22 protein-coding genes are annotated in these 25,760 nt (G+C 72.4%); 9 read left to right on the plus strand and 13 right to left on the minus strand.

What is annotated here, in order from left to right:
• Positions 1-21 precede the first annotated feature (21 nt).
• Together OHA37_RS05815 and idi are read left to right on the plus strand one after the other, a co-directional pair.
• Positions 22-1,278 carry a bifunctional class I SAM-dependent methyltransferase/N-acetyltransferase gene (locus tag OHA37_RS05815; RefSeq protein ID WP_266912531.1) on the plus strand — a complete coding sequence of 419 codons (1,257 nt, stop codon included), beginning with the start codon at positions 22-24 and terminating at the stop codon, positions 1,276-1,278.
• Positions 1,279-1,439: 161 nt separating this feature from the next.
• Positions 1,440-2,039, plus strand: a complete 600-nt coding sequence (gene idi, locus OHA37_RS05820) for an isopentenyl-diphosphate Delta-isomerase (protein ID WP_266903136.1) — start codon at positions 1,440-1,442, stop codon at positions 2,037-2,039.
• A gap of 65 nt (positions 2,040-2,104) precedes the next feature.
• Here idi and OHA37_RS05825 read toward each other — a convergent pair whose 3' ends face one another.
• Both OHA37_RS05825 and OHA37_RS05830 read right to left on the minus strand, forming a co-directional pair.
• Positions 2,105-2,623 carry an ATP-binding protein gene (locus tag OHA37_RS05825; protein ID WP_266912533.1) on the minus strand — a complete coding sequence of 173 codons (519 nt, stop codon included), beginning with the start codon at positions 2,621-2,623 and terminating at the stop codon, positions 2,105-2,107.
• Positions 2,624-2,753: 130 nt separating this feature from the next.
• Complete coding sequence (locus tag OHA37_RS05830) at positions 2,754-3,407, minus strand: HdeD family acid-resistance protein (protein WP_266912535.1); 654 nt, start codon at positions 3,405-3,407, stop codon at positions 2,754-2,756.
• A gap of 171 nt (positions 3,408-3,578) precedes the next feature.
• Between OHA37_RS05830 and OHA37_RS05835 the strand changes: the two genes are divergently transcribed.
• Complete coding sequence (locus tag OHA37_RS05835) at positions 3,579-4,328, plus strand: enoyl-CoA hydratase/isomerase family protein (RefSeq protein WP_266903138.1); 750 nt, start codon at positions 3,579-3,581, stop codon at positions 4,326-4,328.
• Here the strand turns inward: OHA37_RS05835 and OHA37_RS05840 are convergent.
• The gene (locus OHA37_RS05840; protein ID WP_266903140.1) at positions 4,303-4,941 is read right to left on the minus strand and encodes a DJ-1/PfpI family protein; all 639 of its coding nucleotides are present in this window, start codon (positions 4,939-4,941) and stop codon (positions 4,303-4,305) included. The two genes, OHA37_RS05835 and OHA37_RS05840, sit on opposite strands and share 26 nt — an antisense overlap.
• A 94-nt stretch (positions 4,942-5,035) precedes the next feature.
• Complete coding sequence (locus tag OHA37_RS05845) at positions 5,036-5,998, minus strand: GlxA family transcriptional regulator (protein WP_266903142.1); 963 nt, start codon at positions 5,996-5,998, stop codon at positions 5,036-5,038.
• A gap of 165 nt (positions 5,999-6,163) precedes the next feature.
• Between OHA37_RS05845 and OHA37_RS05850 the strand changes: the two genes are divergently transcribed.
• The 3 genes from OHA37_RS05850 to OHA37_RS05860 are packed head-to-tail and all read left to right on the plus strand — an operon-like array spanning position 6,164 to position 11,045.
• Positions 6,164-7,411: an SLC13 family permease gene (locus OHA37_RS05850; RefSeq protein ID WP_266912537.1), complete on the plus strand. Its 1,248-nt coding sequence runs from the start codon at positions 6,164-6,166 to the stop codon at positions 7,409-7,411.
• Positions 7,412-7,469: 58 nt separating this feature from the next.
• Entirely contained in the window at positions 7,470-9,107 is a 1,638-nt protein-coding gene (locus OHA37_RS05855) for an ABC-F family ATP-binding cassette domain-containing protein (protein WP_266903144.1), read from the plus strand.
• A gap of 33 nt (positions 9,108-9,140) precedes the next feature.
• Positions 9,141-11,045 carry a hypothetical protein gene (locus tag OHA37_RS05860; protein WP_266903146.1) on the plus strand — a complete coding sequence of 635 codons (1,905 nt, stop codon included), beginning with the start codon at positions 9,141-9,143 and terminating at the stop codon, positions 11,043-11,045.
• A gap of 22 nt (positions 11,046-11,067) precedes the next feature.
• Here OHA37_RS05860 and OHA37_RS05865 read toward each other — a convergent pair whose 3' ends face one another.
• The 6 genes from OHA37_RS05865 to OHA37_RS05890 all read right to left on the minus strand — a co-directional run bounded on the left by OHA37_RS05865 (position 11,068) and on the right by OHA37_RS05890 (position 18,023).
• Positions 11,068-11,847 (minus strand): SDR family NAD(P)-dependent oxidoreductase, encoded by a 780-nt coding sequence (locus tag OHA37_RS05865; protein WP_266903148.1) that lies wholly within the window; start codon positions 11,845-11,847, stop codon positions 11,068-11,070.
• Positions 11,848-11,886: 39 nt separating this feature from the next.
• Positions 11,887-13,068, minus strand: a complete 1,182-nt coding sequence (locus OHA37_RS05870) for an MAB_1171c family putative transporter (protein WP_266903150.1) — start codon at positions 13,066-13,068, stop codon at positions 11,887-11,889.
• The gene (locus OHA37_RS05875; protein WP_266903152.1) at positions 13,058-13,603 is read right to left on the minus strand and encodes a hypothetical protein; all 546 of its coding nucleotides are present in this window, start codon (positions 13,601-13,603) and stop codon (positions 13,058-13,060) included. Before OHA37_RS05875 ends, OHA37_RS05870 begins: the two co-directional genes overlap by 11 nt.
• Before the next feature lie 253 nt (positions 13,604-13,856).
• A complete protein-coding gene (locus OHA37_RS05880; protein ID WP_323182309.1) occupies positions 13,857-16,325 on the minus strand; it encodes a Tex family protein in 2,469 nt (822 codons plus the stop codon).
• A gap of 124 nt (positions 16,326-16,449) precedes the next feature.
• On the minus strand, positions 16,450-17,313 hold the full coding sequence (locus OHA37_RS05885; RefSeq protein ID WP_266903156.1) for an SCO6745 family protein: 864 nt from the start codon (positions 17,311-17,313) through the stop codon (positions 16,450-16,452).
• 134 nt (positions 17,314-17,447) lie between these two features.
• Complete coding sequence (locus OHA37_RS05890; RefSeq protein WP_266903158.1) at positions 17,448-18,023, minus strand: cysteine hydrolase family protein; 576 nt, start codon at positions 18,021-18,023, stop codon at positions 17,448-17,450.
• A gap of 315 nt (positions 18,024-18,338) precedes the next feature.
• On the opposite strand from OHA37_RS05890, the gene OHA37_RS05895 reads away from it, so the two are divergent.
• Positions 18,339-19,859, plus strand: coding sequence for a M1 family metallopeptidase (locus OHA37_RS05895; RefSeq protein WP_266903160.1), 1,521 nt, complete (start codon positions 18,339-18,341; stop codon positions 19,857-19,859).
• Positions 19,860-19,893: 34 nt separating this feature from the next.
• On the opposite strand, the gene OHA37_RS05900 is transcribed toward OHA37_RS05895, so the two are convergent.
• Positions 19,894-20,757, minus strand: coding sequence for an oxygenase MpaB family protein (locus OHA37_RS05900; protein WP_266903162.1), 864 nt, complete (start codon positions 20,755-20,757; stop codon positions 19,894-19,896).
• Positions 20,758-20,852: 95 nt separating this feature from the next.
• Between OHA37_RS05900 and OHA37_RS05905 the strand changes: the two genes are divergently transcribed.
• Together OHA37_RS05905 and sph are read left to right on the plus strand one after the other, a co-directional pair.
• Positions 20,853-21,101, plus strand: a complete 249-nt coding sequence (locus tag OHA37_RS05905; RefSeq protein WP_266903164.1) for a hypothetical protein — start codon at positions 20,853-20,855, stop codon at positions 21,099-21,101.
• A 143-nt stretch (positions 21,102-21,244) separates the two neighbouring features.
• Positions 21,245-22,234: a sphingomyelin phosphodiesterase gene (sph, locus tag OHA37_RS05910; RefSeq protein ID WP_266903166.1), complete on the plus strand. Its 990-nt coding sequence runs from the start codon at positions 21,245-21,247 to the stop codon at positions 22,232-22,234.
• 76 nt (positions 22,235-22,310) lie between these two features.
• Here sph and OHA37_RS05915 read toward each other — a convergent pair whose 3' ends face one another.
• Positions 22,311-23,969: a bifunctional aspartate transaminase/aspartate 4-decarboxylase gene (locus OHA37_RS05915; protein ID WP_266903168.1), complete on the minus strand. Its 1,659-nt coding sequence runs from the start codon at positions 23,967-23,969 to the stop codon at positions 22,311-22,313.
• 78 nt (positions 23,970-24,047) lie between these two features.
• Positions 24,048-25,751 (minus strand): aspartate-alanine antiporter, encoded by a 1,704-nt coding sequence (gene aspT, locus OHA37_RS05920; protein WP_266903170.1) that lies wholly within the window; start codon positions 25,749-25,751, stop codon positions 24,048-24,050.
• Positions 25,752-25,760 lie beyond the last annotated feature (9 nt).

The raw sequence follows: 25,760 nt of genomic DNA on the forward strand, positions 1-25,760 counted from the left end.
GATTTCAGCACCGAGAGCGACCTGTTCTTCGAGGCGTTCTTCGCGCTGCACCGCGGTCTGCCCCGGCAGTCCCCCGGTTCCGAGGCGACCACCCGCCACCTGCTGTCCCTGTGCGGACCACTGCCCGAGCGGCCGCGCGCCCTGGACCTGGGCTGCGGTCCCGGCCCCAGCGCCCTGCTGCTCGCCGCGGAGGCGGGCGGCCACGGCGCCGACGTCATCGCGGTCGACCTCCACGAAGGCTTCCTCGACGAGCTCCGTGCGGCCGCCGCCGCCCGCGGGCTCACCGACCGCGTCCGCGCCGTCAAGGCGGACATGGGCGACCTCGGCCACCCGGACGGTTCCTTCGATCTCGTCTGGGCCGAGGGATCCGCCTACAACATCGGCTTCGCCACCGCGCTCGCACGGTGGAAGCCGCTCCTCGCCCCCGGCGGCACCCTGGTCCTGAGCGAATGCGAATGGACCGTCGAGGAACCCTCCGCCGGGGTCCGCGCCTTCTGGGACCCGCACTACGCGCTGCGTTCCACCGCCCGCAACCTGGCCGCCGTCCAGGCCGCCGGCTACCGGGTGCTCGGCGTGCACCGGCAGCCCGACTCCGACTGGGCCGCCTACTACGGTCCGCTCGGCGAGCGGGTGGCCGGGGCGGCGGAGCCCGCCGGGCCCGAGGCCGCGGCCGCGCTGGGCTTCGTACGCGAGGAGATCGAGGTACGGGAGCGGTACGGGCACGAGTACGGGTACACCGCCTACGTCCTGCGGCCGGTGACGGCCGGGGACGGCGGCGCCTGGCCCGTCCGCCCCGAGGCGGACGGGGACGGGGCCGCCGTGCACGCGCTGAACTCGGCCGCCTTCGAGACCCCGGCCGAGGCCGACCTCGTGGACGCCCTGCGCGCGGACGGATCCTGGCTGCCCGGCCTCTCCTACGTGGCCGAGGGCCCGGACGGGTCGGTCGCGGCGCACGCCCTGCTGACCCGGTGCGAGGTGGACGGGGCGGCGGCGCTCGCGCTCGCCCCGGTGGCCGCCGCGCCCGCGCTCCAGCGCTCGGGCGCCGGCAGCGCGGTCGTACGGGCGCTGCTCGCGGCGGCCGCGGAGCGCGGGGAGAAGCTCGTCCTGGTCCTCGGGCATCCCTCTTACTACGGGCGCTTCGGGTTCGTGCCGGCTTCGCGCTTCGGGATCAAGGCACCGTTCGAGGTGCCCGACGAGGCCATGATGGCGCTGGTGCTCGACGATTCGGTGCCGGTTCCCACGGGCACGATCAAGTACCCGTCCCCCTTCGGGGTTTGATCCGGAATCCGGCCCCCGGCCGGCTGAACTGACCGATCGGCACGCTCCGCCCCTCGTCGCATATCACGCGACGGGGGGCGGACATGCGCGGATCACCGAAGTGGGGGCAATCCCGATTTGTACGGCAGACTGAAAGCCGAAGTCCGAAGCGAAGGATGGGTATGCCGACCACACCAGCCACCGCCGCGAACAGCGCGCCCACCGGCGCCGGCGCTCAAGAACCGATCATGCTCGAACTGGTCGACGAGGCCGGCAACACCATCGGTACGGCGGAGAAGCTCTCCGCCCATCAGGCTCCCGGTCAGCTGCACCGGGCGTTCTCGGTGTTCCTCTTCGACGAGCAGGGACGGATGCTGCTCCAGCAGCGCGCCCTCGGGAAGTACCACTCCCCCGGTGTCTGGTCGAACACGTGCTGCGGCCACCCCTACCCGGGGGAGTCGCCGTTCGCGGCGGCGGCCAGGCGGACCCACGAGGAGCTGGGGCTGTCGCCCTCGCTGCTCGCGGAGGCGGGGACGGTGCGCTACAACCATCCGGACCCGGCGTCGGGGCTGGTGGAGCAGGAGTACAACCACCTGTTCGTGGGACTCGCGCAGCGGTCGGTGCGGCCGGATCCGGAGGAGATCGCGGACACCGCCTTCGTGACCGCCGAGGAACTCGCGAAGCGGCACGCGGAGGTCCCGTTCTCGGCCTGGTTCATGACCGTGCTGGACGCGGCCCGGCCCGCGATCCGCGAGCTGACGGGTGACGCGGCGGGCTGGTAGCGGCCGGCCCCGGCCGGTGACGCCCTGCGGCCGCCGGCAGCGGCCGGTCGCCGCCCCGCGCGGGCTCAGACCGCCGAGGTCGGGGTGGCGGCGGGCGACGCCTGGGCCGTGGTGAGCGGCAGGGCCGCCCAGATCACCTTGCCGCCGGTGGAGGTGTGCTCCACGTCGCAGACCCCGCCGGCCTCCAGTGTGATCTCCCGGACGAGGAGCAGGCCCCGGCCGCCGGTCTGGCCGAAATCGGCCTCCAGTGCCTTGGGGCGGTACGGGTGGTTGTCCTCGACGGCCACCCGTACCCACTCCCGGCCGATGGCGACCTCCACCGCGACCTCCGGCGAGAGCAGGGCCGCGTGCCGGACCGAGTTCGTCACCAGTTCGGAGACGATCAGCAGCAGGGAGTAGACCAGGTCCCGGTCGGCCGGCACCTCCTGGCGGCCGAGCAGGTCACGGACCGCACGGCGGGCCTGCGGAACGGATTCTTCTACCGCGGGCGCCGTGAATCGCCACACTCCCTCGTACGCGAGGGGGGCTGCCTCGACCGCCGGCTCCGCCCCCTTGACTGGCGGGACGCTCCCGCTCTTATCCATCTCCCGGCCCCCGTCTTCACGCTCGATCGTCTGCACACGTCAAGAGTGGGGACCGGACCCCTCCGCGCCCGACCACTGACCAGAAGTCAGCATCAATCGGACACTTTCTGACCGCTGGCGTATGACAGAGTCAGTTGTTCGACCGTTCCTGATCTTCTGGGGGACGGTTCCCGGCCGCCTCGTGCGGCTCGGGCGCTGCGACTCCCGCCCCTGCCGGGGTCACCGGAACCTCGTCGTCCCTGACCAAGCCCAGGATGCGGCGGGCTCCCATGCCCACGGCGATCAGACTCAGGCCGTCGAACAGCAGCGCGAGGGAGAAGAACGCTCCGATCACGTACAGGCTGCTGCCGGGCCAGTTGGCCAGGATCAGGAGGCCCAGCAGGATCCCGAAGGCGCCCTGGACCAGGGTCAGCCCGAGGTGCGCGCCGCGCACCACGACGGCGCCGGCCAGCCGGAACACGCCGCCGGTGAGGAACAGCAGCGCGGCGAACATCGTGAGCGCCTCCGCGCTCGCCTCCGGGCGGCGCAGGATCACGAAACCGGCCGCGATGTTGATCGCGGCGACGATCACGGCGAGCCAGAAGTAGTTGCTCTTGCGGGACTGGATCGCCTGGAAGAGGCCCACCACGCCGCCGAACAGCAGCAGCCAGCCGAAGAGGAACATCGTGGTCAGGGTCGCGACACCGGTGTAGACGAGACCCACCAGCCCGGCCACCACCAGGAGCGCCCCGAGCAGGGCCATCCACGCGAAACTGCGGCTGACCTTCTTCTTGTCGGCCTTCATGTCCTGTGGACCCGTACGGTCCGCACGCTCGGCACGGTCTGCGCCCATGGACGCCACCCTTCAGCTGCCCCCGACGGACCCTCGGACCCCGCGACTGCCTGCCGGTCCACCGAGCTGCCGGGTACCGGTCTCTTGATCATAGGTACGACCGTCCGGGATAGCATCCGGCGCATGGACGCAGCCCTCCTCTCCTCCGTCGCCGACGGGGTCGCCACCGTCGTGATCTCGCACCCCGCCAAGCGCAACGCCATGACGGCCGCCATGTGGCGCGGGCTGCCGGAGCTGCTGGCCGGGCACGCGGCGGATCCCGCCGTACGGGTGCTGGTCCTGACGGGGGCCGGCGAGACCTTCTGCGCGGGGGCCGACATCTCCTCGCTGACCGGGGACGAGGACCCGCAGGCCCTGGCCGTGGCGGCGGAGGAGGCGCTCGCCGCCTTCCCCAAGCCCACGCTCGCCGCGATCCGCGGGTTCTGCGTGGGCGGGGGCAGCCAGCTGGCAGCCGCCTGCGATCTGCGCTTCGCGGAGGAGGGTGCCTCCTTCGGGGTGACACCGGCGAAGCTGGGCATCGTGTACCCGGCCTCGTCCACCCGGCGCCTCGCCTCCCTGGTGGGGCCCGCGGCCGCCAAGTACCTCCTCTTCTCCGCCGAGTTGATCGACGCGGAGCGGGCGCTGCGCACCGGGATGCTGGACGAGCTGCTGCCTGTGGGGCAACTGGCCAAACGGGTCTCGGAGTTCACGCGGATCCTGGCCACTCGCTCCCAGCTCACCCAGAGTTCGGCGAAGGAGTTCGCGGACGGCCGCACGGACCGGGACGCCTACTGGGCCGCGCAGGCCGCAGCGAGCGGTGAGGTCACGGAGGGGGTCGCCGCGTTCCTGGAACGGCGCGCGCCCGCCTTCACCTGGACTCCGCCGGCGGAGTGAGCGAGCGGAGCAGGGCGACGATGTGGGCGGGCGCCTTCTCCGGGGAGCCCGCGTCGTAGGGCGGCTGCGGGTCGTATTCGGTCATGAGCTGCACCCTCTGCGCGTACTCGTCGCCCGCGATGCGGCCGAGGAGCGCGAGCCCCATGTCGATCCCCGCGGACACCCCGGCGGCCGTGACGTACTTCCCGTCGAAGACCACCCGTTCCGAGACGGGCACCGCCCCGAACGGGGGCAGCCGGTCCAGGTACAGCCAGTGGCCGGTGGCTCGGCGCCCGTCCAGGAGGCCGGCGGCGGCGAGCAGCGTCGAGCCGGAGCAGACGGAGGTGGTCCACGTGCTGGTGGCGTCGACGGTCCGCAGCCAGTCGAGGACCACCGGGTTCTTCATCTCCCGGTCGGTGACCACCCCGCCGGGCACGAGGACGATGTCCGGCCGGGTCACCTCGTCGAGCCCCTTGTCGGCGACGAGTGCGAGTGAGCTCTGGTCGGTCCGTACGGGCCCCGGGCGCTCGGCCACGAACACGGTCTCGGCGCCCTGGAGCCGGCCCAGGGTGTCGAAGGGACCGATGGCGTCGAGGGCGGTGAACCCGTCGAAAAGCAGTACGGCGATCTGCATGGCTCCTCCGGAGCTGTCGGTTGCCGGGTGTCGGCTTGGCTGCTGGTTGTCGGCTGTCGGGCGTCGGGCGTGTGTAGTCGGTGCGGGCCCGCGGTCAGTGGGTGGTGCCGAAGCGGCGGCGGTATTCGGACGGGGGCTGGCCCAGGGTCTTCACGAAGGCGCGGCGCAGCGCCTCCGGGTTGCCGTAGCCGCAGGCCCGGGAGATCCCGGCGATGCCCTCGCCGCCCTGCTCCAGCAGCCGCCGCGCGTGCTCGACCCGTACCCGCTCCACGTACCGCCCGGGCGTCACGCCCGTCTCGGCCTGGAAGGCCCGCGCGAAGTGCCGGGGCGACAGCGCCGCCCGCGCGGCCAGCGCCTCCACGCTCAGGTCCTCCCCCGGGTTCTCCGTGATCCAGTGCTGCACGTCCCGCAGCGGCTCCCGCTGCGCCGTCTGGGCGGCGAGCTGCGCACTGAACTGCGCCTGGTTCCCGGGCCGCCGCAGGAAGACCACCAGCTGCCGGGCGACGGACAGGGCCAGGTCCCGCCCGTGGTCCTCTTCCACCAGGGCCAGCGCCAGGTCTATGCCCGCCGTGACCCCGGCCGAGGTGGACACCGGCCCGTCCCGGACGTAGATCGGGTCGGGTTCCACGGTGACGGCCGGGTAGTCCCGGGCCATCCGCTCGCACATGTACCAGTGCGTCGTCGCGCGCCGTCCGTCCAGCAACCCGGCCTCGGCCAGGAGCAGGCCGCCGGTGCACACCGACACCAGCCGCTCGGCGGACCCGCCGTGCGCGCGGAGCCAGTGGTTCAGCTCCGGCGCGAAGTCCGCGGTGTACCGGCCGCCCGGCACCAGGAGAGTGGTCCCGGCGCCAGGGCGCTCGCTCTCCAGGTCCCCCTCGGGGACGATCCGCAGCCCGCTGCTCGTACGGATCGGGGCGCCGCCCGGTGAGACGGTGCGCAGGGCGTACCGCGGCGGTCCGGGGTACTGCTCGGCGCCGTTGAACACTTCCATCGGCCCCGTGACATCCAGGCTCTGCACGCCGTCGTAGAGGACGACGAGCACGTTTCGCAGCGACATGACCTCATGGTGTGACACCCCGTGCGATGGCTGCAATGACGTACACCCCACCTATCCAGCCATGTCCGTCCCGGTGCGATCCTGTCCTGGCCCCGCCATCGCCCGTGGGCCCGCCCCGCTTCCCCTCCCCTTCCGGAGCCCGCCCTGTACCCCGCCGCCGCTTGTCTGTCCGTCGCGCTCCTGCTCGGGGTGCTGGCCTTCGCCGTGCTGCGCCCGCGCGGGCTGCCGGAGGCCGTGGCCGCCGTGCCCGCCGCCGGGCTGCTCGTCGTGCTGGGCGTCGTACCGCCCGCCGACGCGTGGGAGCAGACCCGTGAGCTGCTGCCGGTGGTCGGGTTCCTCGCCGTGATCCTGGCCCTGGCCCGGCTCTGCGCCGACGAGGGACTGTTCGAGGCCGCCGGGGCGGCGGTGGCCCGGCGGGCGGCGGGGCGCGGGCCGGTGGCACTGCTCGGCGGGGTGTTCGCCGTCGCCTCCGTGATCACCGCCGCGCTGAGCCTGGACGCGACCGTGGTGCTGCTGACCCCGGTGGTGCTGGCGACCGCCTCCCGGCTGGGGGCCCGGCCGCGCCCGCACGTGTACGCCACCGCACACCTGGCCAACTCGGCCTCGCTCCTCCTGCCGGTCTCCAACCTCACCAATCTGCTCGCCTTCGCCGCGAGCGGGCTGTCCTTCACCCGGTTCGCGGCGCTCATGGCCCTGCCCTGGCTGGCGGCGATCGGCGTGGAGTACGCGGTGTTCCGGCGCTACTTCCGCACCGACCTGGCGGCCGCCCCCGAGCACGCGGCGCAGACCGGGAAGCCCGCGCCGCTGCCCCGGTTCGCGGCCGCGGTGCTCGCGGCGACCCTGGGCGGCTTCGCGCTCGCCTCCTTCGCCGGGGCGAGCCCCGCCTGGGCGGCGCTCGCGGGCACGCTCGTGCTGGCCGTACGGGCGCTGCGGCGCCGGGAGACCACTCCGGCGCGGATCCTGGGCTCGGCGGCGCCGGCCTTCTGCCTGTTCGTGCTGGCGCTGGGGGTGGTGGTGCGGGCGGTCGTGGACCACGGACTCGGGGACGCCCTGGAGCGGGTGACCCCGGCCGGGGACTCGCTGCCGGCGCTGCTCGCGGTGGCGGCGGTGGCCGCCGTACTGGCCAACCTGATCAACAACCTGCCCGCGGTACTGGCCCTGCTTCCGGTGGCCTCGGCCGGCGGCGCGGGGCCGGTACTGGCGGTGCTGATCGGGGTGAACATCGGCCCGAACCTGACCTACGCGGGCTCGCTGGCCACGCTGCTCTGGCGGCGGATCCTGCACGGGGACGGCGGCGGCGCGGATCTGGTGACGCTGCGGGACTTCACCCGGCTCGGGCTCCTGACCACCGTCCCGGCGCTCGCGGCGTCGGTGGCGGCACTGTGGGCGGCCCTGCGCCTCCTGGGCCCCTGAGCCTGCGGCCCTTCGGCCGGGTCGGCGGGGCCGCGGGCGCGGATAGAATCGGCAGATCATGACTGCAACCCTCGTCGCCAAGAAGCTCACCGCCGCGCACGGTGAGCGCACGCTCTTCGCCGATCTCGACCTCGTCGTCGCCCCGGGCGACGTCATCGGCCTCGTCGGCGTCAACGGCGCCGGGAAGTCCACCCTGCTGCGGATGCTTGCCGGGCTCGACGCCCCCGAGACCGGTGAGCTGCGCCTCTCCCCGCCCTCCGCGGCCGTCGGCCACCTGCCGCAGGAGCCCGAGCGGCGCCCCGGCGAGTCGATCCGCGAGTTCCTGGCCCGCCGTACCGGTGTGGCCGCGGCGCAGGCCGAGCTCGACGCGGCGACGCAGGGTCTGGTGGACGGCACCCCGGGCGCGGACGACGCGTACGCGGACGCCCTCGACCGGTGGCTGAACCTCGGCGGGGCCGACCTCGACGAGCGGGCCCTGCAGGTCGCCGACGACCTCGGGCTGTCCGTCGGCCTCGACCTGCCGATGACCGCGCTGTCCGGCGGCCAGGCCGCCCGCGCCGGACTGGCCTCGCTGCTGCTGTCCCGCTACGACGTCTTCCTGCTCGACGAGCCCACCAACGACCTCGACCTCGACGGTCTGGAGCGCCTGGAGCAGTTCGTGAAGGGGCTGCGCGCCGGCACAATCGTGATCAGCCACGACCGCGAGTTCCTCACGCGCACCGTCACCAAGGTCCTCGAACTCGACCTGGCCCAGCAGCAGATCAACCTCTACGGCGGCGGCTACGACGCCTACCTGGAGGAGCGCGAGCGGGCCCGCAACCACGCCCGCGAGGAGTACGACGAGTACTCCGACAAGCGCTCGGCCCTGGAGGACCGGGCCGCGATGCAGCGCGGCTGGAGCGACAAGGGCGTCAAGAACTCCAAGCGCAAGGCCACGGACAACGACAAGTCCGCCAGGAAGGCCGCCGCCGACGCGAGCGAGAAGCAGGCCTCCAAGGCCCGCCAGACGCAGCGCGCGATCGAGCGGCTCGAAGTGGTCGACGAGCCGCGCAAGGAGTGGGAGCTGCGCATGGAGATCGCGGCGGCCCCGCGCTCCGGCTCCGTGGTCGCCACCCTGCGCGAAGCGGTCGTCCAGCGCGGGGACTTCGCCTTCGGACCGGCCAGCCTGCAGATCGACTGGGCCGACCGGGTCGCCATCACCGGCGCCAACGGGGCAGGAAAGTCGACCCTGTTGGCCGTGCTCCTGGGCCGCCTCGCCCCGGACTCCGGCTCCGCCACCCTCGGCTCGGGCGTACGGGTCGGCGAAGTCGACCAGGCCCGCGGCCTGTTCCTCGGCGAGGAACCCCTCATCGACGCCTTCTGCGCGGCCGTACCGGACACCGAGCCCGCCGAAGTCCGCACCCTGCTGGCCAAGTTCGGTCTGAAGGCCGCCCACGTGACCCGCCCGGCGGCCACCCTCTCCCCCGGCGAGCGCACCCGGGCGGCCCTGGCGCTGCTCCAGGGACGCGGGGTGAACCTGCTGGTGCTGGACGAGCCGACGAACCACCTCGACCTGCCCGCGATCGAGCAGCTGGAGTCCGCGCTGGACTCCTACACGGGCACCCTGCTGCTGGTCACCCACGACCGCCGGATGCTCGACGCGGTCCGGGTGACCCGCCGGCTGCACGTCGCGGACGGCAGGGTCACCGAGCTCTGAGGCTCCGGACCGTGATCGCTTAGGCTCCCCGGTATGGACGAACGGGGGGCCGGGACGCCCTGGCACGAGCTCGAAGGGGTGGCGGCGGGGCGGGAGAAGGTTCCCGGCCTGCTGCGCGGACTGCTGATACCGGGGCTGCGGCGCTCTTCCTGGGCGCAGTTGGAGAAGCTGGTCGGCTGGCAGAACGACGAGCCGCTGTTCGTGGAGGTCACCGGGCGGCTCTTCGAGCTGCTTCCGCGACTCGACCGGCACCGGCGGGCCCTGGCCCTCGGTCTGCTGGCCCGGCGCGCCCATGACATCGGCGAGCGCCGCGCCGGCGTGCACCGCCGGGCCTTCCTCGCCTTCGAGGCCGGTGCGCACCACGTCGTCCCGCTGGTTTCGGACCGGTCGGCGGAGGTCCGGACCGGAGCGGCCTGGGTGCTGCGCGGGCTCCGGCTGGAGGATCCCACGATGCCGGACGCTCTGCGGCGGCAGGCCGAGGTGGAGCGCGACCCGACGGCACTGGTCTCCCAACTGCTGGCGGTGGGAGCGCTGTCGGGATCAGGCGAGCGGGCGGCGGTCGCGGAGTGGGCCCGGCCCTGGCTGGACCACCGGCACCCCCTCGTACGGCTGGCCGCCGCGCGGGTGGTGCTGCTGACGGCCGCTCCCGGGGGTGCGGAGGGCGCGGGCCGCCGCGTCGCCGGGGTCTTCGCCGAGATCGGTACCGGGCCGCTGCCGCAGGTGCCGTGGTGGCCCGAGACCTACCCGCCGATGGACCGGTTCGCGGTTCGGGTCGCGCCCCATCCGCGCGAGGGGGAAGCGATGGTCGAGGGCCTGGCCCGGCACCGGGACCCGGCCCTTCGGGCCCAGGCCGTCCGGGCGGCCGGCCTCCAGCTCCGCTCCTGGCGCCGTCCGGCGGCGCAGCTGTGGGAGACGGTGGCCGGCGGGCTGGAGGACGAGGCCGAGGTCGCGGGCGAAGCGCTGATGACACTGGCCGACTGCGGGGAGGCAGCGTCCCCGTACGCGGACCGGATCGCCGGCGCGCTCCAGCGGCCCGGCGGCTCCGTCTGGCCGGCCTCGCACGCCGGGGTCCGGGCCCTGGTCCACATCGGAGACGAGCGGGCGGTGCCCCTGTACCGCGAGCTGTTCGGGGACTCCTTCCTGAAGGTCGGCTCGCTGCCCGTGGGCTGGGCAGCGGAGCTGCTGCCGGCGTTCCGTGGCCGGCTCGCCGAGGGGTCCGGGGCCCGCGGTGCCGATACGGTCCTGCGGATCCTCGCCCAGTGGGGCCCGGCGGCGGGTCCGGCCACGACGGAGCTGTCCGAACTGCTGGACGGCCCTGCCGCCCGGCCGGCCGCCGAGGCCCTGGGCGGGATCGGACCGGCGGCGTCGGCCGCCGCCGGGGCGCTGGCGGGGCTCGCCCGGGGTGACACGGTCCCGTGGCGCTTCGCCCCCGGCACCGAACGCTCGCCGAAGCCGTGGCGGGGCGCGCAGACCGCGGCCTGGGCGCACTGGCGGGTGACCGGCGACCCCGAACTGGCCCTGTGGGTCTGCGGGTCGGTGGCCCGGGCGGGACTGCGCCGTCCGGTGCTGCGCTACCTCGCCGACCTGGGGCCGCTCGCAGCCCCGTACGCCGGTTCCGTGCGGGCTCTGCTCGACTGCCCGGGCGAGTGGACCAGGGTCGGCGCGGCCGAGGCCTGGTGGCGGATCACCGGCGATCCGGACCCCGCCGTCGCAGCGCTGCTGCCCGAGCTGGCTCCGCTGGCCGAACACCGCGTCACCGAGGTGACGTTGCGGACCGTGCGCGCACTGGGGGCGATCGGCCCGCCCGCGGCGGCCGCCCTGCCGGCGCTGCGGGCCGTGGTGGCGGCGCCGCCGCGCCGGTACGGCGCGAGCTTCCTCCTGGACGAGGAGCTGCTCCGGGACGCGCGGGAGGCACTGGACCGGATCGGCGGTCCCTGACGGCCGGGCCGGGCCGGCGCCCTTATCCCGCGTCCGCCGGAGGGCGGCGCGTGCGGGCCATCTTCCGGGCCACGAAGCCGCGCGGAAGGTGGCGGGCGGCCAGCGCGTACGCCCGGTAGCGCCGGCCCGTGATGCTCACCGGGTGGCGCCGGGCCAGGTCCTTCAGGGCCTGGGCCACCACGTCGCGCGGCTCCAGCCACACCGCGTCCCTCAGGGCCGTGACGTCCATCCCGGCGCGCTCCTGGAACTCGGTGCGGGTGAATCCCGGCACCACCGCCAGCACCCGGACCCCGTACGGCTCCATGTCCACGCGCAGCGACTCGCTGAAGGCCGTGATCCAGGCCTTCGCGGCGCCGTAGGTCCCGGTCGGGAGCAGTCCGGCCACCGAGGAGACGTTGAGGACGGCGCCGCGGCGGCGCTCGCGCAGGCCCGGGAGCACCGCGTGGGTGAGCCGCAGCGGCACCTTGACCAACAGGTCCAGCATCCGCTCCTCGTCCTCGACCGGGCTGTACGGGAACGGCGCGGGGAGTCCGAAGCCGGCGTTGTTGACCAGGATGTCCACGGGCCGGGCCCGGTCGGCGAGCCGCTCGGCGACGGCTGCGAGTCCGTCCGCGTCGAGCAGGTCGGCGGGCAACACCTCGCAGACGGAGCCGAATTCCCGGGCGAGCTCCGCGGCGACGCCTTCGAGGCGGCCCTTGTCCCGGGCGACGAGGACGAGGTCGCAGCCCTTGGCGGCGAAGCCGCGGGCGAAGGCCGCGCCGAGTCCGGCGCTGGCCCCTGTGATCAGTACGGTGGTGGTCAAGAGACGTTCACTTCCTGGCAGTCGAGCAGGGTGTGGCGGTCACGGGGTGAAGCCCGTGGTGGCCGGTGAGGCGTAGGCCTGGGCGACCTCCACGAGGAAACGGGCCTCGCCCTCCAGGTCTCCTCCCTCGGCCGAGGTCTGGAGGGCCGCGGGCAGCTCCAAGGCGTTCTCGTCGGACCGCTGTTGCGGGATCCCGGCCAGCTTCGCCTGCCGCGCCTCCTTCAGTACGCAGGCCAGCGCGGCCGCACTGGACCGCTGTTCGGGTACTCCGCTGCCGGACACGTGGCTGCGCGCGAGCTCCGGCACGCCCGGGGCGACGTACTCCCCCAGGATCAGGATGGCGTCGCGGGTCTCGATGACCTTGCGGTAGACGAGCAGGTTGCGCGGGACCGGCGGCCACAGCAGTTCCAGCACCCGGCCGGCGCGCGGCTTGTTGAGGGCGACGTGCGGGACGGCGTGGACCAGGTCGCGCCAGAGCGGCCACAGCCGCCAGGCGGTGGCCATGTCGGCGGCCGTGCGGCGGAAGGTGAACAGCGTCGGGACGAGGATCGCGGCGGCGCGCAGCAGCCCGTGCACGTTCATCAGGAGCGGGTTCGCGGGCATCGCCCAGATGAAACCGAACAGTGCCTTGAGCAGGTACACGAACCAGAACACCCCGGCGAGCGCGGTGCCCAGGCCGAACAGCAGCAGTCCCGCGGCGAGGCCCCGGCTCTCGGCGCGACGGCTGTAGCGCCAGCAGACGTATACGCAGATGGTGTTGGCGAGCAGGTGGGCGGAGATCAGCACCAGCCAGTAGGCGAGGGAGGGCACCGGGTCGCCGGCGGGCGGGATGGTGTGCGTGCCGTGGTCGGGTGCGGCCGTGTCCAGGGCGACGAGGACGGTCAGCCACAGGACCGTGCCGGCGCCCGAGGCGATCTGGAGGCGGCGGCCCCGGGTGGCGGCGGCTACGAAGTAGAGCACGGCGCCGGCGGAGAGGACGCCGATGAGGTTGCGCACCAGCCCGATGGTGTGGGCGTAGTCCGGGTCGCGGCCCATGGCGTAGGCGACGACGTCGGGGAGGTTCAGGGTCATCGCGGCCGCGGCGGTGGCGACGGCGAGCCACAGGCCGCGCTGGTGCGGGGCGCGCAGGGCGCCGGGCGCGCGGAGCAGGACGGCGATCCAGAGGCAGACGACGCTGGGGACGGCGAGCGCGTCGCCGAAGGCGATCAGATCAGAGGCCACGGTGGACCGGCCCCCGTCCGCGCCGCTCGTAGCCCATCGCGGACTCCAGCCGTTCGAGGGTGTCCCGGCCTCCGCCGCCGTGGCCGAGGTGCGGGAAGCGGCTCCCCGTGCGGATGCGGATCATGCTGGCGAGCATCTCCGCCTCCCGCTCCTGGCGGGTGGTGTAGTTGGTGCGTCCGAGCACGGTGGGAACGGATCCGTCCGCCCCGCCGGCGCTCGGGGAGTCCCCGGCGGGGGCTTCCAGCGAGTGGTGCCCGAAGAGGATGTGGCCGATCTCGTGGAGCACGATGTGCTCCCGGTGCAGCGGGGTGGTCTGGGCCTCGTAGAAGACGTAGTCCACGGTGGCGGTGCCGACCCACAGTCCGCACACGCCGGACTCCGCGGCCTCCTTGGGCAGCGGGTGGAGCCGGATGGGGCGGCCCCGCTGCTCGGCTATCCGCTCGCACAGTCCTTCGAGCGAAAAGGGGTGTGTCAGTTCAAGACGGCCGAGAATCGCCTCGCACCGTTTGCGCAGACTGGGTTGAGGGTGGCGCATGTGTTCCCTCTTCGGACCCTTTCTCGGGCAACGACGGTAGGCGTGCGTGGGCTGGGGCATGACGTCCTTAGCCTTCAAGGCGACCTCGGGAGTGCGGTCCTGAGGGGAAAACGCGGAAGCCCGCTCGCCGAAAGACGAACGGGCGTTCCGTCATCCCTACAGATCATCCGGATGAGTTGGCAAGGTATGTACCCATGTCGGGTGCGTATTCGGCCAATCCGGCACGCACTGCCACGAGGGGCTGGGGCGTGTCCTAGCGCTTGCGGCCGCCCCGCTCGTCGGGGCCGCTGAGTCCCGCGCGGCGCAGGGCGTCGGCCATCGCACTGTTGGCGGGGGCCGGAGCGCCGCTCTGACCGCCCTGACGCTGGCCGCCGCCGCCCTGGCGGCGGCCCTTGCCGCCGTCGCGGGAGCCGCCCTGGCTGCCTTGGCCGCGCTCGCCGCCGCCCTGGCCGCCCGCCGGGCCGCGCTGCTGCGGGGGACGGCCGCCGCCCCGGCGCTCGCCGCGTTCCTCGCGCTGCCCCGGGGCCCCGCCGTCGCCGCCCCGCTCCGCCTCGTCCTCCAGGCGCAGCGTCAGCGAGATCCGCTTGCGCGGGATGTCCACGTCCATGACCTTGACCCGGACGATGTCGCCCGGCTTCACCACGTCCCGCGGGTCCTTGACGAAGTTCTTCGACAGCGCCGAGACGTGCGCCAGCCCGTCCTGGTGGACACCGATGTCGATGAAGGCGCCGAAGGCGGCCACATTGGTGACCACGCCCTCCAGGATCATCCCGGGGGCCAGGTCGCCGATCTTCTCCACGCCCTCCTTGAAGGTCGCCGTCTTGAAGGCGGGCCGCGGGTCCCGGCCCGGCTTCTCCAGCTCGCGCAGGATGTCCGTGACCGTCGGCAGGCCGAAGGCCTCGGTGACGAACTGCTCCGGCCGCAGCGAGCGCAGCACACCGGTGTTGCCGATCAGGGCCGCCACCTCGCTGCCCGCCGTCTTGCCCATCGTGCGGACCACCGGGTAGGCCTCGGGGTGCACGCTGGAGGAGTCCAGCGGGTCGTCCCCGCCGCGGATCCGCAGGAAGCCCGCGCACTGCTCGTACGCCTTCGGGCCCAGCCGGGCCACGTCCTTGAGCCCCTTGCGGTTGCGGAAGGGGCCGTTGGCGTCGCGGTGCGCCACGATGTTCTCGGCGAGTCCGCCGCTGATGCCCGACACGCGCGAAAGCAGCGGTGCGGACGCGGTGTTGACGTCGACGCCGACGCCGTTCACACAGTCCTCGACCACGGCGTCGAGCGATCGCGAGAGCTTCACCTCGGACAGGTCGTGCTGGTACTGGCCGACGCCGATCGACTTCGGGTCGATCTTGACGAGTTCGGCGAGCGGGTCCTGCAGGCGCCGGGCGATGGAGACCGCGCCGCGCAACGACACGTCCATGTCCGGGAGTTCCTGCGAAGCGAAGGCGGAAGCCGAGTACACGGAGGCGCCGGCCTCCGAGACCATCACCTTGGTGAGCTTCAGCTCGGGGTGGCGGGTGATGAGGTCCGCGGCGAGCTTGTCGGTCTCCCGGGAGGCCGTGCCGTTGCCGATGGCGACGAGCTCGACCGCGTGCTCCTTGGCGAGGCGGGCCAGCTTGGCCAGCGCGTCGTCCCACTTGTTGGCGGGCACGTGCGGGTAGATCACCTCGGTGGCGACCACCTTGCCGGTGGCGTCCACCACGGCCACCTTCACCCCGGTGCGGAAGCCCGGGTCCAGCCCGAGCGTGGCGCGGGTGCCGGCGGGTGCGGCGAGCAGCAGGTCGCGGAGGTTGAACGCGAAGACCCGTACCGCCTCGTCCTCGGCGGCGGCGCGCAGCCGGGAGCGCAGGTCGATGCCGAGGTGCACCTGGATCTTGGTGCGCCAGGCCCAGCGGACGGTGTCGGCGAGCCACTTGTCGCCGGGGCGGCCGCGATCGTTGATGCCGAAGCGCCGCGCGACCATTCCCTCGTACGTGGACGGGCCGGGCACCTCGCTCGGCTCCTCCGGCTCCAGGGTGAGGTCGAGGACGTCCTCCTTCTCCCCGCGGAGCATGGCGAGCACGCGGTGCGAGGGGAGGGCGGTGAACGGCTCGGTGAAGTCGAAGTAGTCGGCGAACTTGGCGCCCGCCTCCTCCTTGCCCTCGCGGACCTTCGCGGCGAGCCTGCCGCGGCCCCACATGCGCTCGCGCAGTTCGCCGATGAGGTCGGCGTCCTCGCCGAACTTCTCGGTGAGGATGGAGCGGGCGCCCTCCAGGGCGGCGGCCGCGTCGGCCACGCCCTTGTCCGTGTCGACGAACGCGGCGGCCGCCACGGCCGGTTCCTGCGAGGGATCGGCCAGCAGCCCCTCGGCGAGCGGCGCGAGGCCGGCCTCGCGGGCGATCTGTGCCTTGGTGCGGCGCTTGGTCTTGAAGGGGAGGTAGATGTCCTCCAGCCGCGCCTTGGTGTCGGCCGCGTTGATGCGGGCCTCCAGCTCGGCGTCGAGCTTGCCCTGCTCCCGTACGGAGTCGAGGATCGCCGCGCGCCGGTCCTCCAGCTCGCGCAGGTAGCGCAGGCGCTCCTCCAGGGTGCGCAGCTGGGCGTCGTCGAGCATCTCGGTCGCTTCCTTGCGGTAGCGCGCGATGAACGGCACGGTCGAGCCGCCGTCGAGCAGCTCGACGGCGGACTTGACCTGCCGCTCCCGTACGCCGAGCTCCTCGGCGATCCTGCCTTCGATGGACATCGTCACTGTGCGGTCCCGCCTGCCTTCGTACGTATGCGTGATGCTGGTGCTTGCTGCGTGCTGCGTCGGAAGGCTGCCAATTGTGGCAGGTGGCGGCCGCGGACGTCGGAAGCCGGGCCCGGTCCGGGTCTCAGGCCTTGCCCATGAGGTCTCCGGGGAAGGCTCCGGCGACGAAGGCCTGGACGGTGAAGCCGCCGCCGATCTCCGCGAGCCGGGCGACCGAGGCCGCGCCGAGGTGCTCGTACGGAGCCTCGTCCAGGCGGTCGGTCTCCGTCTCCAGGGCTTCGCGCAGCGCCGCGCCCTCGGGCGTGAGCTCGCCCTCGGCGTCGAGCAGGCCGCGCTCGCGCAGGCGGTCCGCGGCCGCATCGAGGTCGGACTGGTCCCAGCCGCGGATGGACTTGAGGTACTTGGGGGTCATGCCGTGGCCGCTGGCCGTGTGGCTGATCAGGGCCTCGACCGGGTCCAGGCCGAGGGTGAGCAGGGCGACGAGGTGCCCGTCGCCGCGGTGCTCGCGCAGCAGGGTGGTGGCGTGCCACAGCTTGAGGTGCGGCTCCTCGGGTACGGGGAGGTCCGCGTGGGCCGAGTAGAGCGTGCGGGCGTGCCGGGTGCAGGCCTCGGTGGCGCGCATCGCCAGCCCGGCGGCCTCGGCGATCTCCGGGGAGGCGATGGCCTCCTCGCCGAGGAGCCGGCGCAGCGTGCTGTCCACGGCCCGCAGCCGGGCGGCGAGGACCTGCTCGGGGGTGGCGGTGTCCCAGACGGCGGGCAGGTGCCGGGCGATGAGGTCGTGGCGGTAGTTGTAGAAGGTGGCCGTCACGGTGCCCGCGCCGACCGAGCCCATGGCGGCGGAGCGGGAGGCGAGGTTGACGGCGTTGCGGTCGGTGATCCCGAGGGCGGCGAACTCTTTGCCGAGGTCGGGCGAGAAGTAGACGGTGGAGTGCAACGGGTTGATCGCCCCGTGCCAGCAGCTGCGGGCGGCGCGCGCCGGAAGTGTCATGGCGTGCAGGCTAACGACTGCTTGGTATGGAGTGAAGGGCCGGGCTCGCACCTGCGGTGAACCGGTGGCGGTGGGGGCCGGCCGCGGAAGCCCCCTCTCCGGCAAGGCCTTCTCGGAGAGGGGGCGGTCCGGCGCTACTTCAGCTCGGCTCCGGTGGCGACGACCACCCCGTAGAGCTCGGTGACCGTGGCGAGGGCCGCCTGGTGGATCTGCTGCGCGGTCAGGGCGCCGGCCGGGCTTTCCAGCGCCCGCGTCGCCGAGGCGTCGGCGACCACCGTCGGGGCGTAGCCGTGCAGGAAGGCGCCCTCGGTGGTGAACAGGGTGCACATGTTGGTCATGAACCCGGCGATGATCAGCTTCTTGCGGCCGGTGGCCTCGATGATCGCGTCGAGGTCGGTCTGGTGGAAGCCGTTCGGGACGGACTTGGTGACGACGGCCTCGCCGTCCCGGGGGGCGACCGAGGCGTGGAGGGTGCCCGGCTCGGTGTCGACGCCGTAGCCGCCGTCCCGGACGTGCACGACGGGGGTGCCGGACTCGCGGGCCCGGGCGAGGAGCCGGGAGGCGGAGGCCAGTGCGGATTCCCAGCCGTCGAGTTCCATGACTCCGCCGGTGTAGGTGTTCTGGTAGTCGACCAGGACCAGGGCGGCATCCTCGAAGGTCGCGGGGGTCTCGTCGAAGCCGTTGAGCTGACGCAGGGTGGTGGTAGCCATGGGGGTGCCGTTCTCACGAGGGTGGGGTTGCGGCCGACTCGGGGCCACGACCTCAACGCTAGGACGCCGCCAACGCGCGGGCAATGACGGCCGACCCGCAGATCCGGACATTCATCGGCGCAGACCAGGAGTGGTGCGCGGGGTGTGGCGGCCGCCCGGGCCGGGTGCGGAATGTGCCCGGACCGGACGTGTTTCGCACGGGCGTTTTTCAGACGCGTGGCGATCATGTGACAGGAGGGGCCGTAGACATGACGCGGGGTCCCGGGCGTGAATACGGTCGAACGGAAGCCACTCCCCTACCACTTGGAGTTCAAGGTGCACCGCAAAGTCATCGCCCCGAGCGTGCTCGCCGCTTCCCTTCTGCTGGTGATCCCGGCGTCGGCGGCGAGTTCCGTTCCGGGCGCACCGGGTATCGGCGATCCCTACTACCCGGCCAGCGGCAACGGCGGGTACGAGGTGTCCCATTACGACCTGCGCCTGCAGTACCAGCCGAAGACCGACCTGCTGGAGGGCACCGCCACCCTGCTCACCACCGCGAAGCAGGACCTGTCCCGCTTCAACCTCGACTTCGGTCTGGACGTCAGCGAGATCCGGGTCAACGGGGTCAAGGCGAAGTTCGCCAAGTCCGGCACGTCCGAGCTGGAGGTCACCCCGGCCTCCCCGCTCCAGCGGGGCCGGCAGTCGAGCGTGGTCGTCAAGTACGCGGGCAAGCCCTCGGAGTTCAAGGTCGACGGCTGGTCGGCCTGGCAGCGCACCCCGGACGGCGGTGTCGCCGCGCAGGAGCCCGATTCGGCGGTCTGGTGGTTCCCGAGCAACGACCACCCGCTCGACAAGGCCACCTTCGACGTATCGGTGAACGTGCCCGACGGAACCCAGGCCATCAGCAACGGCGTCCTGCAGTCGCAGACTTCGCGCCTCGGCTGGACCCGGTACAACTGGCGTTCGAACAAGCCGCAGGCCACGTACCTCGCCACCCTCGCCATCGGCAAGTTCGACATCACCACCGACAAGACGGCGAGCGGGCTGCCGATCCTGAACGCCTACAGCCAGGACCTCGGCGACAACGCGGGCGCGGCGCGCGCCAGCGTGGAGCGGACCGGCGAGGTCGCGGAGTGGCTGGAGGGGGTCTTCGGCCCGTACCCCTTCAATGCGCTCGGCGGGTACGTGCCGAACGTGCCCAGCGGGTTCGCGCTGGAGACGCAGACCCGGCCGTTCTACAGCCCCCGGCAGTTCGCGAACGGCGCGAACGTCTCGGTGGTCGTGCACGAGCTGGCCCACCAGTGGTACGGGGACAGCGTGTCGGTCGACGGCTGGAAGGACATCTGGGTCAACGAGGGCTTCGCCCGCTACAGCCAGTGGCTGTGGTCGGAGAAGGAGGGCGAGGGCACCGCGCAGGAGCTCGCCGACTGGGCGTACGGGCTGCGGGCAGCCGAGGACCCGTTCTGGCAGGTCAAGCCGGGTGACCCGGGTCCGGAAAACCAGTTCCACGGTGCCGTCTACGACCGCGGGGCGATCGCCCTCCAGGCGCTGCGCAACCAGATCGGCGACGAGAAGTTCTTCCGGATCCTGAAGGGCTGGCCGACCGAGCGGGCCTACGGCAACGCCAAGGTCGGCGACTTCGTCCGCTACGCGGAGAAGGTCTCGAACCAGCCGCTCGCGCAGCTCTTCGAGACCTGGCTGTACACCCCGGGCAAGCCGGCCGCCTCGGCGCTGAACCCGGCCGCGGCCAAGGCTCCGGGGGCCCGCACCCTGCGCTCCCCGGCGGCGAAGCCGGCGGCCGAGCCGAAGTCCTGGAAGAAGATCGCCGTGACGAACACCGTGCACGACGACCACTGACCCACCGCGGTACGCGGCTGCGCGCCGTCGCCCCTCAGCGGGCGGCGGCGCGTGCGCGCGCCCGGGCCGCGCGGGCGATCGGCAGGTAGCGCAGGCGCTCCGGCAGGAGGGGTACGAGGATCCGCAGGACCGCGCTGAACCGGCGCAGGCGGCGCTCCTGGGCCGGGGTCCACTCCAGGCCGATGGCGGCGCGCGCCTCGGGCGGCATGTAGCCGGCCGTGACGAAGGCCCGGAAGTGCAGGAAGGCGGCCCGCAGGACGGGCCAGGTCAGGCGCAGCAGGAGCCGGACCGGCAGCGGGCCCCCGGCGGGGCGGGGCAGGGGCGCGTCGGTGGCGAGGAGTTCGCGGGCGACCTTGGTGGGCTCGATCTCCTCGGCCAGCATCCGGTGGTAGTACGGCCAGTACTCCTCGATGCTCTGCGGCATGTCCCGGTCGTGCAGACCGAGGATGCGGCCCACCTGGAGCCATTCGCGGTAAAGCTGCCGCTCCTGGGCCGGGGTGAAGGGGCGCAGCAGGTAGCGCCCGGCGTACAGGTAGACCGGGAAGCCGGTGGCGTGCACCCAGGCGTAGCAGGCCGGGTCGAGGGAGTGGTAGCGGCGCCCCCGGGTGTCGGTGCCCTGGATCTCCTTGTGCAGGCGGCGCACCCGGCGCCCCTCGGCCGCGGCGTCGGCCCCGCCGTACACCCACAGCTGGACGGAGCGCAGGGAGCGCTCGCCGCGGCCCCAGGGGTCGGTGCGGAAGACGGAGTGCTCGTCGACCCCGGCGCCGATGGCGGGGTGGGCGACCTGCAGGGTGAAGGCGGCGGGCAGCATGAGCAGCGCGCGGACGTCTCCGGCGATGGTCCAGAGCACTCCCCCGGGCGGCGGGGGCTCGGGGTCGCTGCGCTCCGTCGTGCCCATGCGTGTGCCCCCAAGGTGTCGAGAATGCCGTTCTCCCAGTATGCAGGGGGTCCGGTGGCTTCCGCCGGGCCCTGTGGACGGTGCATCCTGCGGCCATGAACCTGTCCCCCGAGGCCTGGCTGAAGGCCCTGGCGCCCTGGATGCTGGCCGGTACCGCCGTGACGCTGGCCCTGGTCTTCGCGGTGCTCTTCGCGCTGTTCGCGGTGCCCTACTTCCTGCTGAGGTTCCGTCGGCACCGGGAGAACGCCTCCGGCGCCGCCGAGACCTCCGGCGCCCCGGCGGCACGCGGTCTCGGCGGCTTCACCTGGACCTCCGCGCAGGACGAGGACCGGCGGTCCGGCTGAGGGCACGGCCCCGGCCCCGCCCCCGGAACACCGAAGAAGTACGACTGCGTCCAGAAACCCTTGTCACGGGTGTTACCGCGAAGTAACCCTGGCTGCTTGGATGGCGGAGCCGATCTTCCCCCACAGGAACGAGGGAGACCTCCATGCCCCAGATCCAGCCCCGCAGGGCCCGTGCCGCCGCCGCGGCCGTCGCCGCGATCGCCGTCGGATCGCTCGTCGCCACGACGGCTCCGGCCGCCACCGCCGCCGAGAGCGCCGCGGCGCCGCGGCTCAGCGTCCTGTCGTACAACGCGTTCCTGATGAGCAAGAGCCTGTACCCCAACTGGGGCCAGGACCACCGGGCCGCCGAGATCCCCAAGGCCTCCTGGTACCAGGGGCACGACGTGGTCGTCCTCCAGGAGGCCTTCGACAACGGCGCCTCGGACGCGCTGAAGGCCAACTCCGCGGCGCAGTACCCGTACCAGACCCCCGTCGTGGGCCGCAGCAAGACCGGCTGGGACGCCACGGGCGGCGCCTACTCCTCCACCACCCCGGAGGACGGCGGCGTCGCGATCGTCAGCAAGTGGCCGATCGTGCGCAAGGAGCAGGTGGTCTTCAAGGACGCCTGCGGCGCGGACTGGTGGTCCAACAAGGGCTTCGCCTACGTCGTGCTGAACGTGAACGGCACCAAGGTCCACGTGGTCGGCACGCACGCCCAGTCCACCGACCCGGGCTGCGGCGCGGGCGAGGCGGCCGAGATGCGCGCCCGCCAGTTCCGCAACATCGACGCGTTCCTGGACGGCAAGAACATCCCGTCGAGCGAACAGGTCATCGTGGCGGGCGACATGAACGTCGACTCGCGCACCCCGGAGCTCGCCACCATGCTGGCCAACGCCGACCTGGCGGCCTCCGACACCCGCACGGGGCACACGTACTCCTTCGACACCGCGCTGAACTCGATCGCGAAGTACCGCTACCCGACGGACCCGCGCGAGGACCTGGACTACGTGCTCTACCGCAAGGGCAACGCCCGCCCGGCGGGCTGGGAGAACAACGTGGTCCTGGAGCAGTCGGCGCCCTGGACGGTCTCCAGCTGGGGCACCTCCTACACCTACAACAACCTCTCCGACCACTACCCGTTGATCGGCCGCTGAGCCACCCCCGCGAAAGGGGGGCACCTGCCGCGATCCGGCGGGTGCCCCCCTTTCCTCAGCCTGTAGCCCTCGGCCCTCAGCCGTTGGCCTTCGCCCGCTCCCACTCGCTCGCGTAGTCGTTGAAGATCGCCCGCAGGTGGTGGCCGATCTTCAGATAGTCCAGGTCGTCGAGGTTGGCCAGCGAGACGCGCACCGACCACTGCGGGCCGTCGAAGCCGCCGCCGTTGAGGAGGACCACCGAGGTCTGCTCGGCGAGCCGGAACAGCGGGTCGACCGGCTCGTAGTTCTTCTCCAGGAAGTCCGCGAAGTCCTTGCCGTGGACCCGCTCCGCCTCGGCCAGCAGGTCGAGCTCGATGTAGTACCCGGCCCGCTTGTCGTCCTCGGAGATCTTCATCTGGGCGCCCTCCAGCAGCAGGTCGAGCCTGCGGTGGACGATCTGCCGGATGCGCTCCTTGTAGGCCTGGCCCTCGTCCAGCATGTCGAAGAGCGAGAAGAGCACCATCATCGTCTGCTGCGGCAGCGAGAGGCCGGCGGTGTGGTTGAGGGCCACCGACCGGGAGTCCGCGACGAGCCGGTCGATGAAGCGGATCTTCTCCGGCTCCAGGGTGAGGGTGCCGTACCGCTTGGCGAGGCGGTCCTTCTGGTCCTGGGGGAAGGCCGCGATCATCGCGTCGATGACGTTGTCGTCGTGCAGTCCGATGACGCCGAGCCGCCAGCCCGTGCAGCCGTAGTGCTTGGAGTACGAGTACACGAGCAGGGTGTTGCGCGGCAGGTCGGCGGCGATCGAGCGGAAGCCGGGCACGAAGGTGCCGTACACGTCGTCCGTGACGATCACCAGGTTCGGGTTGCTGGTGGCGACGATGTCCTTGATCTGGTTCGCCACCCGGTCGCTCAGCGCGAGCGAGGGCGGGTTGGAGGGGTTGACCAGGCAGACGAGCTTCACGGAGGGGTCGGCCAGCTTGGCGACCTCCTCCTCCGGGTAGCGCCACTGGCGCACGCCGGTCTCGGCGAAGAGGCTCGCGGAGACGTTGACCACCTCGAACTCGAAGGTGTCGAGCTCGGGGATCTCGATGTACGGGGTGAACACCGGGGTCATCAGGGCGATCTTGTCGCCCTTCTTCAGGACCCCGTTCTTCATCAGGGAGTCGAAGATGTAGCACATGGCGGCGGTGCCGCCCTCGGTCGCGAACAGCGACAGGTTGTTGCCCTCCGGCGGCTTCTTGTCGAACATCTCGTCGGCGACGTAGCCGCGGACGACGTGTTCCGCGTGGGTGAGCATGCGGTCCGGGACCGGGTAGTTGTCACCGGTGATGGCGTCGGTCAGCTCGTGCACGAAGGCGTCCTTGTCGAACGGCCAGCGCGTCAGGGCGTACTGGACGCAGGCGGACAGCATCTCCACGCCGGGCAGGTCCGGGTGGCGCCGTGCCCAGGACTCGAACCGCTCCCCGATGCCCTTCTTCTCCGGCATGCCGCCGAGGTTGTCGGCGGTCCACACCCGCCGGGACTCCTCCAGTGCGAAGTAGCCCAGGGCGTAGAAGGCCTCGCGCGGCCCGGTGGCGATCCAGTTCGGGTTGCCGCGGCCCGCGTTGAGCATCGCCCGGGCCGTGGTGTCCTTCTGGCCCGGCTTGTCGGCCTGGGCGGCCGTGGCGAGCTGGATGAACTTGTCCTTCAGCTCGAAGGGGCTGAGCTGCGCGAAGGACTGGATCTCCTCGCGGCTGAAAGTGGTCTCCGGCACGGTGGTTCGTTCCTTTGCGTCGGGGGCGTTCGGTCGGCCTTGCGGGCGAGGTGGTGGGGGGGGTCAGTGGTGGGGGGATCAGTGGTTGAGGAGGACGATCACGGCGCCCCAGATCGTCAGCAGGACGTTGCTGATCGCGTAGGGGATCGTGTAACCGAGCGTCGGCACCTGGGATTTGGACTCCTCGTTGACGGCTCCGATCGCCGCCGTGGTGGTCTGGCCGCCGGCCAGTACGCCCATGAGGATCGGGAAGCGGATCTTCTGGATGTAGTGGCCCACCAGGAAGCCCACCAGCAGCGGGATCAGCGTGATGACCGCACCCCAGAGCAGCAGCCCCCATCCGGCGGAGGCGAGGCCGCTGGTGAAGCTCGGTCCGGCGTTGAGGCCGACGACCGCGACGAAGAGACAGAGGCCGAGGGTGTCCATGAACCACTGGGCCCCGGGCGGAACGTTGCCGTAGGTCGGGTACCTGCCGCGGATCCAGCCGAAGACGAGGCCCATGATGAGCGCGCCGCCCGAGGTGGACAGCGAGATCGGCACTCCGCCGGCGGTGAGGGCCGGGATGCCGAGGCAGCCGCCGAGGAAGATGCCGAGGCCGACCCAGATCATGTCGGTGGCGAAGCTGGTCGGGACCGGCTTGCCGATGGCCCGGCCGGCCGGGTCCACCAGGCGCTTGGGGCCGGAGAGGATCAGGGTGTCGCCGCGCTCCAACTGGGTGGAGAGCCGGTAGGGGAACTCCGAACCGGACCGGTAGAGCTTGTCGACGTAGACGCCGACCATGAAGGGCTCGGCCCGCAGCTCCGCGATGGTCTTGCCCAGTTGCGCCTTCTCGGAGGCGACCACGTGCAGGTTCTCCGTCTGGTAGCCGAGGAGTTCGACGTCGTCGGCCTCGGCGCCGATGTGCGTGCGTGCGTCGAACGAGACGAGGGATTCGCGCAGGGCGCTGACGGCGACGACGTCGCCCTCGCGCAGAACGGTCTGCTGGGTGTGGTCGATGATCGCGCCGTCCCGGCGGATCCGGGTGATGTAGATCCGCTGGCCCAGGGCCTTCTGCTGGTTCTCGAAGTCGTCGATGGTCCGGCCCACGAGGTCGGGCCGCTGGATGGTGTAGGCCCGCAGGACGACCTCGTAGTAGCCCTCGTGGAGGTCGGGGTCGTCGCTGGGCGCGTCGAGCTCCTTGGCGAGCTGGGCGCTCTCGGCGGCCAGGTTCCGGCGGTAGAGCCGGGGCAGCACGTTGGCCAGGAGCAGCGCGCAGAGGATGGTGCCGAGGGGGTAGGTGACGGCGTAGCCGACAGCGACCAGGTTCTGCTGGTCCGTGATCTCGGACGGGCTGAGTCCGGGAAGGTTCCCGATCGCGTCCTGGGCGACGCCGATGACGGCGGACTGGGTGAGCGCGCCGCCGAGCAGGCCCGCACTGAGCCCGGGGCCGTAGCCGAGCATCACGGCGAAGCCCCAGGAGACGAGCAGGCCGGTGACGCAGACGATCACCGCGTTGAGGACCTGCGGCAGGCCGTCCTTCTTCAGGCCGCGGAAGAACTGCGGGCCGACCTTGTAGCCGAGGGCGAAGAGGAACATCGTGAAGAAGAGGTTCTTCACGGTCCCGTCGATGGTGATCTTGAACTGGGCGCCGAAGATCAGGCCCATGATGAGGCAGCCCGTGACCGCTCCCAGCCCGATGGCCTTCCACCGCAGTTTGCCGACGAGGAAGCCGAAGGCGACGGTGATGAAGACCAGGAGTTCGGGGTGGGGCTTGAAGATGTTCCGTACGAGGAAGTCGATCATGCTGATACC

The organism is Streptomyces sp. NBC_00335, assembly GCF_036127095.1.
Lineage (GTDB): Bacteria > Actinomycetota > Actinomycetes > Streptomycetales > Streptomycetaceae > Streptomyces.

Excerpts from the sequence above, each read along its gene's own strand:
- OHA37_RS05905 (WP_266903164.1), top strand. The coding sequence starts at position 20,853 with ATGAACCTGTCCCCCGAGGCCTGGCTGAAGGCCCTGGCGCCCTGGATG.
- OHA37_RS05885 (WP_266903156.1), bottom strand. The coding sequence starts at position 17,313 with ATGACACTTCCGGCGCGCGCCGCCCGCAGCTGCTGGCACGGGGCGATC.
- OHA37_RS05830 (WP_266912535.1), bottom strand. The coding sequence starts at position 3,407 with ATGAAGGCCGACAAGAAGAAGGTCAGCCGCAGTTTCGCGTGGATGGCC.
- OHA37_RS05855 (WP_266903144.1), top strand. The coding sequence starts at position 7,470 with ATGACTGCAACCCTCGTCGCCAAGAAGCTCACCGCCGCGCACGGTGAG.
- OHA37_RS05900 (WP_266903162.1), bottom strand. The coding sequence starts at position 20,757 with ATGGGCACGACGGAGCGCAGCGACCCCGAGCCCCCGCCGCCCGGGGGA.
- OHA37_RS05845 (WP_266903142.1), bottom strand. The coding sequence starts at position 5,998 with ATGTCGCTGCGAAACGTGCTCGTCGTCCTCTACGACGGCGTGCAGAGC.
- aspT (WP_266903170.1), bottom strand. The coding sequence starts at position 25,751 with ATGATCGACTTCCTCGTACGGAACATCTTCAAGCCCCACCCCGAACTC.
- idi (WP_266903136.1), top strand. The coding sequence starts at position 1,440 with ATGCCGACCACACCAGCCACCGCCGCGAACAGCGCGCCCACCGGCGCC.
- OHA37_RS05825 (WP_266912533.1), bottom strand. The coding sequence starts at position 2,623 with ATGGATAAGAGCGGGAGCGTCCCGCCAGTCAAGGGGGCGGAGCCGGCG.
- OHA37_RS05835 (WP_266903138.1), top strand. The coding sequence starts at position 3,579 with ATGGACGCAGCCCTCCTCTCCTCCGTCGCCGACGGGGTCGCCACCGTC.
- sph (WP_266903166.1), top strand. The coding sequence starts at position 21,245 with ATGCCCCAGATCCAGCCCCGCAGGGCCCGTGCCGCCGCCGCGGCCGTC.
- OHA37_RS05840 (WP_266903140.1), bottom strand. The coding sequence starts at position 4,941 with ATGCAGATCGCCGTACTGCTTTTCGACGGGTTCACCGCCCTCGACGCC.
- OHA37_RS05875 (WP_266903152.1), bottom strand. The coding sequence starts at position 13,603 with ATGCGCCACCCTCAACCCAGTCTGCGCAAACGGTGCGAGGCGATTCTC.
- OHA37_RS05890 (WP_266903158.1), bottom strand. The coding sequence starts at position 18,023 with ATGGCTACCACCACCCTGCGTCAGCTCAACGGCTTCGACGAGACCCCC.
- OHA37_RS05860 (WP_266903146.1), top strand. The coding sequence starts at position 9,141 with ATGGACGAACGGGGGGCCGGGACGCCCTGGCACGAGCTCGAAGGGGTG.